The sequence below is a fragment of the Klebsiella sp. K5-204 genome (genome assembly GCF_030128585.1).
GTDB lineage: Bacteria > Pseudomonadota > Gammaproteobacteria > Enterobacterales > Enterobacteriaceae > Klebsiella > Klebsiella quasipneumoniae.
The window spans coordinates 1-8,424 of the sequence record NZ_JAKUZS010000024.1 but is presented as its reverse complement, the minus strand read 5'-3'; the positions used below and the strand labels follow the sequence as shown (position 1 = coordinate 8,424).

The 8,424-nt window shown below is 45.7% G+C and carries 9 protein-coding genes and 1 pseudogene; 3 read left to right on the top strand and 7 right to left on the bottom strand.

The features are described from left to right. The 6 genes and pseudogenes from MKR05_RS26565 to MKR05_RS26540 all read right to left on the bottom strand — a co-directional run. Positions 1-363: IS5/IS1182 family transposase (locus MKR05_RS26565; protein WP_032266894.1), on the bottom strand; the 363-nt coding region annotated here is incomplete at its 3' end. Between the two features lie 86 nt (positions 364-449). Next, positions 450-920, bottom strand: coding sequence for an RES family NAD+ phosphorylase (locus MKR05_RS26560; protein WP_004144067.1), 471 nt, complete (start codon positions 918-920; stop codon positions 450-452). Beyond that, on the bottom strand, positions 917-1,360 hold the full coding sequence (locus MKR05_RS26555) for an antitoxin Xre/MbcA/ParS toxin-binding domain-containing protein (protein WP_023287184.1): 444 nt from the start codon (positions 1,358-1,360) through the stop codon (positions 917-919). The genes MKR05_RS26560 and MKR05_RS26555 overlap by 4 nt, the downstream gene beginning before the upstream one ends. A 100-nt stretch (positions 1,361-1,460) precedes the next feature. Next, positions 1,461-2,606: pseudogene (gene umuC, locus MKR05_RS26550) on the bottom strand (translesion error-prone DNA polymerase V subunit UmuC); the annotation flags it as partial. Positions 2,607-2,655: 49 nt separating this feature from the next. Further along, positions 2,656-4,884, bottom strand: coding sequence for a ThiF family adenylyltransferase (locus tag MKR05_RS26545; protein WP_023287182.1), 2,229 nt, complete (start codon positions 4,882-4,884; stop codon positions 2,656-2,658). After that, entirely contained in the window at positions 4,881-6,062 is a 1,182-nt protein-coding gene (locus MKR05_RS26540) for a hypothetical protein (protein WP_023287181.1), read from the bottom strand. The genes MKR05_RS26545 and MKR05_RS26540 overlap by 4 nt, the downstream gene beginning before the upstream one ends. A gap of 136 nt (positions 6,063-6,198) precedes the next feature. Here MKR05_RS26540 and MKR05_RS26535 point away from each other — a divergent pair, with 136 nt between their 5' ends. Together MKR05_RS26535 and MKR05_RS26530 are read left to right on the top strand one after the other, a co-directional pair. After that, on the top strand, positions 6,199-7,053 hold the full coding sequence (locus MKR05_RS26535) for a WYL domain-containing protein (protein ID WP_012541818.1): 855 nt from the start codon (positions 6,199-6,201) through the stop codon (positions 7,051-7,053). Positions 7,054-7,065: 12 nt separating this feature from the next. Beyond that, complete coding sequence (locus MKR05_RS26530; RefSeq protein WP_012541817.1) at positions 7,066-7,584, top strand: hypothetical protein; 519 nt, start codon at positions 7,066-7,068, stop codon at positions 7,582-7,584. Positions 7,585-7,676: 92 nt separating this feature from the next. On the opposite strand, the gene MKR05_RS26525 is transcribed toward MKR05_RS26530, so the two are convergent. Then, positions 7,677-8,252, bottom strand: coding sequence for a tyrosine-type recombinase/integrase (locus MKR05_RS26525; protein ID WP_284123267.1), 576 nt, complete (start codon positions 8,250-8,252; stop codon positions 7,677-7,679). Between the two features lie 78 nt (positions 8,253-8,330). Here MKR05_RS26525 and MKR05_RS26520 point away from each other — a divergent pair. Beyond that, positions 8,331-8,424 (top strand): hypothetical protein (locus tag MKR05_RS26520; protein ID WP_223807718.1); only part of this gene is annotated, 94 nt, incomplete at its 3' end.

The following is an 8,424-nucleotide window of genomic DNA, read 5'->3' as shown; positions in this document are numbered from 1 at the left end:
ACTGACATTAACCGACTTTGCCCGCTTACTGACACTGGTGTAATCCGGGCAGCGCAACGGAACGTTCATCAGGGCAAAAATGGAATCAATAAAACCCTGCGCAGCCCGCAGGGTCAGCCGGAATACGCGTTTAATCACCAGAACGGTGGTGATGGCGAGATCAGAATAGCGCTGGGGCCTTCCTCGTGATGAAGGCGTTGCCGACTCATACCAGGCCTGAATCGCCTCATCATCCAGCCAGAAAGTGAGGGAGCCACGGTTGATGAGAGCTTTGTTGTAGGTGGACCAGTTGGTGATTCTGAACTTTTGCTTTGCCACGGAATGGTCTGTGTTGTCGGGAGGATGCGTGATCTGATCCTTCAACTCAGCAAAAGTTCGATTTATTCAACAAAGCCGTGACACCGGACAGGAGCGCCAGGCATCATGACAACGCCCTCTCCTCCTTTGCTTCACTTCCTGTCAGGTTTAAGACGACTATCAAACCGGAACGGTATCTGTTGAGCCTTCTGCACGATCCCGTAAAACTCAGGGTGCTCAGGATTTAACAGATAATTGAACTCTACCGGCGATAAGGCTGAGGGAACACGCAGTGCAACCGAGCTCCTGGTAAATGACCAGGCATCTCCGTAATCAGCCAGTTCCTGAGGCGCATCCTCATCAGCCCAGTTGTCCGGTAATTCATCCATGTTTGCGCTTTGGATCAGTTCATCAGGCACATCGATACTCAGTAGCGTGAAAGAGTCCATTATCTGTGCCGCATGCAGGTGTACCAGCGTCTCCAGCATCGTTAGTGATGCTGTTTCGGAGACATATACCATTGACACCCCCACGCTATTCCAGCGCCCACCAGCCTCTTTCGCACCATATCCGGTCCAGGCCGTAGAAAGATACTTTGTTTTCGTCAGCCTGTAGAGGATCACGAGTACACCCCATGCTCCAGACGCGTAATCAGCTTAATGACCTCATAGGCTCCAGTTTCGGATGCCATCAGGTCTGCTGGCACTTTCCAGCTCAATGCCCGGTTAGGTTCGTTCAACCACTTCTGTGCGGCTTCCCTGTCGCCTTCAAACAAATCTACCGCCCGATCAATAACGCGGATAATCCGTACCAGACGTTCACTTTGTTCCGGGTTAAAACGTGCCTTCACACTGCGGCTAAATGTGGTTGACGGGATACCGGACATTTTTCTCAGGTCATTCTGGGTTATTCTGGCCCAGTCAGTGATCCGGTTCACCACCTTCCCGTCCAGGCCTTCATTGATTTGGCCCAGGAGCGCTACACCATCAGCATTATTTAACCCGGCAACCTGCCAGAGGCGCTGTGGTCTGGCTGGACTTGAGGACAAACTAAAAGTTTTCATAGCAAACCTCCATTTGGTCATTACATTATACCCAAATGGTAACACCAGAGCAAATATCAACCACCAGCAGACGGAAGGCATTTTTCCTGATTGCGATACCTCAGAGTGTAGCGATCGGTATCGAGTCCCACCTCGTAGTATAGGCTGGAGAGAGCATATCTCTCTTCATTGACCACGCCGGTGCGATGCCCCGACCGGCAAACCATACTTTACCTTTGCCTGAGTTGTTTATCGTATCCAGTACGTTCATGAGCGCGTCACTGTTTGCATACGACCTACCTTCATCAAATAACGATAGCTGGGTAACTCCGCAGGGACGGAAATCGTTGAGCATGACACCCGCCTTTGCATAGTTATGTCCTTCTTTCCAGATTTTATCCAGAGCCCGGCCCGCCGCCGCGATAATGTCCCGCGTATCACGTGATGGAATGCAGAGCTATTCGCTGGAGACTTTGCTGTAATAGGGTTCATGTTTTGAAAAAGGCGAGGTTTTTATGAAAACTGATACCTGACCGCAGTACTGACGTTCCTGGCGCAATTTTTCCGCAGCACGTTCAGCATACTGGCAAATTGCCTGCCGCATGGATTCATGCGTTGTTATACGCTGCCCAAAGCTCCTGCTGCATATGATCTGTTGTTTTGGTGGCGGGGCATCCTCCAGGTCGATACAACTTTCCCCCCGTAGTTCCCTCACTGTTCGTTCAAGAACTACGGTGAAGTTTCGTCTTATGAATGCAGGGTTAGTACGAGCCAGCTCCAGCGCAGTGGTTATGCCCATTGCATGAAGCTTACTTGTGGTTCGTCCACCAACCCCCCACACCTCCTCTACCGGCATCAGAGAAAGCATCTTATCTATCCGATTACGCTGGCCTGCAGTCAGTGCGAGTACCCCTCCGAACTGGGGCCAGGTCTTACTGGAATACTGGCAGGCTTTAGTAAGGGTTTTTGTAGGGGCCAGGCCTACCCCTATCGTCAGTCCAGTGCAGCGGAAAACATGATCCCTTAGCTGATGTCCGTATTCCTCAAACGTCATGCAGTTATCAATCCCACCAGCCCAAATAAAAGACTCATCGATGGAATACTCTTCGACACGGGATGATAATTCCTCCAGGCAGAAATGTACTCTGGCGCTCATGCTGGCATACAGCTCGTAGTTACTGGAGAAGGCAATCACGGGCTCCGGGAAGCGCTGCTCACGCAACTTAAACCAGGGTAAACCCATAGGAATGCCGAATTTTTTGGCCAGTTTATTATGTAGAATTGCAAGTAACGTTGTAGCGCTGATGAGGAAAATTTTATCTGACTACAATATTGATATCGTTTTCCGCAACAATCAGCATCACGGCAGGTAAACCCTCCACACGCATTTTCTGATGTAATTTTTTGATTAAATTATCATCTTCATTACTGGCTTTTGCTGAAAAACCTTGAGGATGGGAGTGCCATTCGCCAACATAATCGACAACACGAGCGGTCAACTGGTGAACCCGTTCTAATGCTTCTTGTTGTCCCGCTTCTCCCCGGACAAAGGAGGCTGGAGAGGATTTACTGTCGATAGGTTCAGGGAACACGTCAACCAGAATAATCGTTTTGTTCTTAAAATCTGTTATGCCAACAATTGCACCTCCTGTTTCATTAGGCAGTGCCTGTAAACGAGTGTGCTGCAATTTTTGCGCTAAGCCCTGGTCATATTTAACAACCCATTCGCCAGAAATTATAGATACCACGGAATGGAGTTCAATTTCATGTGCATCCATCGCGCCTGAAATTTCATCAGATACCCAGATACACAATCGAGCATCTCCTTTGAGTGCAGTCTGGCGAAGTTGGCGTGAGAGGATACCGGCATGAACATGAATACATTCACTGGACATACGTACAGAAATATCCCGACATCCACCACCGACCCAACGATCGCCATAATTGTGCTGTAGGTGAGTACTTCCCCACTCACTGCTCAAAATTGCCCGATAGTATTGCCCCTCAATTGCATCAATTCGGCATTGTCTGTCTATATCCTCCATTAACATCACGCTAGACTGACCTGATGGAGTCAGAAACAGACTAACTATTCTGGGTATATCATCTTTTAACGCTAGAGTCCTCGGCACCTCAAAGGTGGTGCTGACATCCACAACTAAGTCAGCCTCATTCACTGCCTTGGCAATATCATCATCGTCATCAAGAATACTTTTATGGATCGCCTGAGGGAGGGGCTCATGCGGATAAATAGATTCGGCAATATGCTGAATAATATGGGGTTTTGAGACTCCAATATGACAATCAAACCCAATATGGCGAGACAAATTATGTGGAAGAAGCCGATCTGGATCAATAAAAGTCCATGTCCCCCAACCCATTCGAATCCAAATATCAGCCAATGTACTACCAAGAGCGCCAACTCCAGCTAAAATACCTCGAAAAGCTGCACTCTCTGAATCAACGGCAGATATGTCTCTCGCATGTGTGGCCTTCATAGCCGAACGTATTTCAACTGGTAAAAGCGGTAATTGTCGCCACTTGGTACTAATTGGTCCGCCAAGAAGCCGTACGCGATGCTGTACTCCTCGCTCATTTTTTGGCGCCAGCATATCTAGTGCAGTGGCAAGTTCACCGAATGAACTTTGCACAACATAGCCCATTACATCCGTACGTTCTGTTTCTCCGTTTCTTAGACGGGGGACCCAAAGCAGGATAAGTAAGCCTTCTCCTTTACCAGACGTTGGGCGGATACCATCACTTGGTATTGCTTCATAAACAGCGTCAGTTAGTGGTTTTAGGAGCTCACTTCCCCATTCATTAAGTTGTTCTTCTAATTTTCCCAGATTATCCGGATATGTAGCCACCGTAGAAACATCGACAGGAGGAACCGCAATAATTAATAAGCGAAATGGCTTAACGCTTGAGGTATCTTGTTCTGGTACAGCCCTTAAAATAATCGGTCGCCCCTTACTGACCATCTGGAGACTGAGCTTATTGTCAGTCGCGTGATGATAATCGGGGTAATTGGCTGGCAAAATGAGCTGATAGGGACTCAAATAAAAAAGTTGCTCAAGTGGCTGATCTTCTCGATGTAGATGCAGTTCGGCCGATTCTCTAAGCCACCAAAAAATGCGCTCAAGGAATCTCTCGGGTGTCCAGCTGCGCTCAACTGCGCTCCAGGAGACCTCATATAGGCAAAGAATTCGTGGTGAGCCAGGTTCTCCAGCATGCTGGTGAGAAAGAACAGGGAAATCTTTCCGCAATGCATGAACCAAAATAGGTATGCTTGATTTGGGATTGACCTCAATAGCCAATCGTTCTTTACGACGAATACGGGCTTGATTACCAGAAGCCACAGTCCCATCAGCAGCATCAATGATTAGATATTCCGAGCGGTTATCATTTATTTCAGAAAATCGTAATTCTCTGACTGTGACGTAAGGATGATTCTCGCATGCTTTAAGCAGCGAAATCGTTTGTGGATAAAGGCTATCGCGCCCCGATGAATCGAGGCGCTCACCCAATTCGAAATATTCGATCATTGGTTTGATACACCTGCCCTGGGGGCGGCGGCCGTAGCAGCACTTGCCGCAGCTGAAACAGCACCAACAATAGCGGGTATTAACTTCCCGTCTCCAGCCACTTCAAATTCAAGGAACGCTGTATCTTTAAGATCCCCCGTACAGCTAAACCAACCATCAACACTGTCCAGAATATCCTCATACTCACGCTTAGCCCGGATGCACGGTGGATCATAATCATCATCAAGTATCTGATTGCTACTCGATACAATTGTTGCCCCGGAACGAGCCTGACCTAAAGCATTACGGGCCGCATCACAAATTTCAGCATTCTCCCCCCATTGTGACCAGCTATCATAGGAAAGTGAATGCCATGAACAATGATGCGGTGTGAGGAGAAGATCATATTCTAGTGCCTCAGCATTGCTTTTGTAACGATCCCATAATCGCTCCCAGATGAGAACTTCTGCGTCTCCACCTAATAGAAAGTGCATAGGATTACGGGAATATGCAGAGGGCAGTATTTTCATGTTCATGATGATACTGGATTCGTTTTTAGAAAGAGCTTCTTCCAAATATTCATCATCTTCATGTGGTGCGGGCGCCAGAAGCTGTGCGGAGAACACATCTGAAATTTGCCCGTCAATCCTGGTGAATGTATCTCCAGCTTTGATAAGAATGGCACTCAGATCATCTGTTTTGCCATTAATATCTTCACCCATGATAAGGATTCGATTACCGCTAAATGCATAACCATGTTCCCGCCAGTATTTTACTCGGCGCCGTGCTTCTGTATTAAATGCCTGAGCATCTTCGCAAAGTGTGTGACTTTTGGAACGGCGCCGAAAAATCAATGGTGATGACCACAATTCTCGAATAATGATACGCTTTTCTGAACGTTTCACGTCGTCATCTGGGTAATCTTCAGGACGGCCCAGCCAGAAATGTTTACGCAGACCACCGCAATGATCCTGATCGGGATGGCTGAGCATAAAAACATCAATAAAGGGACGATCTTTTTCATCATACTTCAATCTGCTACGTAACGCCGAGGCAACATCAGGTGTGTCATCATTGGGGTTATCAGCGGCAGAGCGAATATGTACATCAGTCAGAATGGATGTGCCCCGGGTGTCGGCCAAACGTACCAGTGTCATATCACCGTTGCCGACTTGGAAAAAAGTAACTTTTGCTGCCATCGACATCTCCTTTAGGGATACGAAAGATTGAGGTTAAGAGCATCTACTGCTAAGATACATCTAGTAATTATTCTAGTCTAGTAATTATACGTATATTTTTTAGGCTTAAATTGTAAGTACAGGAAATTATTGATAAATGAGTGATAAAACGGTGAGAACTGGTCATTGGGGCCAAGAAAGACGACTTGAATTCATCGATTTTCGCCTACTGTGGGAAGGTCGGCTTAACCGTGCAGATCTCACGACATTTTTCAGAATTTCAGTTCCGCAAGCCTCATTAGACTTGGCAAAATATCAAGAAGTTGCGCCAAACAACATGGTGTATGATCGAACTCAGAAGGCTTACATTACGACTCCTGATTTCAAACCTGTTTTTGCAAGCTTTGACAGTAATCATTACCTGAATGAACTACTTGGGCGAGAAAATGAAATAGTGGATCCTGATGATAGTTTCATTGGGTGGGTACCCCCGGTAGCCAGCCTTCCTCTCCCTGCTAGGAAAGTACAACCTGAAATATTGATTGATTTAATTCGAGCCATGCAAAGAAAACAGGCTTTGGTTGTTGATTATCGCTCAATGACTAATGAACCAGCAATTCGTACGCTATACCCGACAGCATTTGCACATGATGGGCATCGGTGGCATGTTCGTGCTTATTGTTTTAAGTCTACAATGTTTAAAGATTTTGTTCTTGGTAGGTTTTTTAAAATCGTTGAATTTGTTTCCCCACCGACATCAATTCCACAAGATGTGGACTGGAATACATTTATTGACGTGGTAATAGGTCCAAACCCTAACTACGATACGAATAAACGACTATCTATTGAACATGATTATCAAATGGTAAAAGGAGAAGCGAAAATCCACATACGTAAAGCGCAATTATATTATCTTAATCGTCGATTAAATTTGGATGTGAATAGTGATGGTTCAATAGATGACAAACAGCAGATCATCATGCTCAGAATAGACGAGTCTAAAACCTATTAAGGGAAGATTTATATGAATGCGAATGATGTTAACAAACGGAATAAAGAATGGATGATTGTAATCATTATTATCTATCTTTTTATTTTGTTATGTATGGCAACATACGCTATTGGGGCTATGTCTCTAGGATGGTTACCAACACCTTACGCACCATTAAGGGTGCCACTGATGTGCGGAGCAATTGCCTATATAGGTGGTTGTTTATATTGTTTTCGTGCAATTTACCTCAATAAATGCATTAGAAAACAATGGGATCCAGATTGGCATGTATGGTATTTCATTCGACCACTGACCAGTACAATCGCAGGTGCTATCAGTTATTTATTCCTTAAGGCGGGGTTGTTAGTTTTGGAGTCTAGTTCCAATGTAGGAGCTAGTGAAATGGGTTTCTTTGCGCTGGCATTTATTGCTGGTTTTAACGTCGATAAATTTGTCGCAAAAATCGAGGAAGTTGCAAAGGCTGTCTGGGGTATTGAAAAAACTCGAAGCTCGACTAATAATGATGCGAAAAATTCGGAAAAAAAAGAATAGTCTGGATGGTTTAGTACATTCCAATACACCCCAGGGGTAATAAATTTCATTTATTACCCCTGGGGTGTTGAAATTAATGCTGAGCTATTTTATTACTTTCTCTTATTTCCCGGGGTTGCGACCCCAGTGAGTTTATTCAAAAGTTTGTCCACTGCCTGTATATCGTTTTCTACAGCGGCTTGTTCGTCATCAGTCAAAGGGATTTCCTGCATCAGCTTGAGTAGATTCTGGCGACCTCCCAAGTATTGTGCTTCAGATGAAGATTTTGGCATATAAAATGAGCATTTTGCACATGCCATCCGATGGGGGCATTGCTCAAAAAAGTCATAAGTACAGAAACCGTGTCCAAGATCATAATAACGCCATGGCTTCCCGGATTCTACCAGCCCTTCAGCTATCGCGTCTTGATCAATGAGAACTGAAACCATGCGGCGATTACGTTCAAAGTAACCTGCTTTATCCAGTGATCCAGCCAACCTCGTCGGTGTAATTTCGACATAATGTCGGGTGGATTCTGGTGAAGAATGCCCCAACCATTTCTGTAGCTCAAAAATATCAAGTGGTTCCCTGGCGTTGTAAAGCTGACTGGCTATAGTGGCTCTTGCCCGATGGCTGGTGATCTTACCTCTGGCATCCTGCTCAGGTATACCAGCCTTTCTGCATAACAAAGGGATTAGCGAATTATTAATATAACTACTGTGTACCCGTTTCCCCGGCTTTGTTGAATAAATCGAACTTTTGCTGAGTTGAAGGATCAGATCACGTATCTTCCCGACAACGCAGACCGTTCCGTGGCAAAGCAAAAGTTCAAAATCACCAACTGGCCCACCTACAATAAAG